Source organism: Quyinboa ferrireducens, from assembly GCF_042436675.1.
Taxonomy (GTDB): Bacteria; Bacteroidota; Bacteroidia; order Bacteroidales; family UBA5342; genus JBHJHP01.
Genome location: NZ_JBHMVA010000095.1, coordinates 1 through 755, shown reverse-complemented (window position 1 = coordinate 755; position 755 = coordinate 1). Strand labels below are relative to the sequence as shown.

The 755-nt window shown below is 29.9% G+C and carries 1 protein-coding gene; it reads right to left on the bottom strand.

Annotation, left to right across the window (positions count from 1 at the left end; all coding sequences use genetic code 11):
- Positions 1 to 30: 30 nt before the first annotated feature.
- Positions 31 to 755: hypothetical protein (locus tag ACE01N_RS20580; RefSeq protein WP_380592980.1), on the bottom strand; the 725-nt coding region annotated here is incomplete at its 5' end.

The window sequence follows — 755 nt, the reverse complement described above, 5'->3', positions numbered from 1 at the left end:
CTATGACCGCGTGTTGTGCGCTGCTTTTATTTAATATTGGCTTGATAAATTAACGGAAAACTCAAGTTTCGTTGTCAGAGGTTTGCTATTTTTTTCCCCTGGAAACCAACGAAAGGTTTTAATATATGCTTTAATAATATTTTCTAATTTCTTATTTTCATTTGTGCTGAATGCTATATCAGTTAATTTGCCATTTTGATCAATAGTGAGAATTATTTTTGTTTTTAAAGAATATAGTTCGTTCCCTAAGTTTTTAAAGTATTGGGAATAGTCGCCAATATCTCTACCAAATTCATATAAAAAGTATTCTGTTCCACCTACACAAGTGGGAGGGATGTCTAGTTTAACTTTTTGTTCAATACTGCTATCAATTACAATGTATTCTTTATTGTCGAAGTCAGATGGTTTGAAATAAATAAGAGAATCAGCACTCCAATTATATATTTGAACAGTATCACCTTTATAACCAAAATAACACCATTCTCCAACTTTGTTATCATCTTTATAGAATCCAGTTGCTTTAGGACCTTTATAAAATTTACCGTAGTATTGTTCTTTCCACAATCCAGTTTTTTTGTTAAAATTATATGTGCCTTCTAATAAAATTCTTTTACCAGAATATGCCTTTATTTTGTAATCACCGTGTTTAATTGTATCATTAGAAGCAAGAACGTAATACTGAGCTTTACCCTCTCTTTTATTCTCACTTTTTTTCTTTAATTTAAAATCTTGTCCAAATAGGGTATTTATTTGGG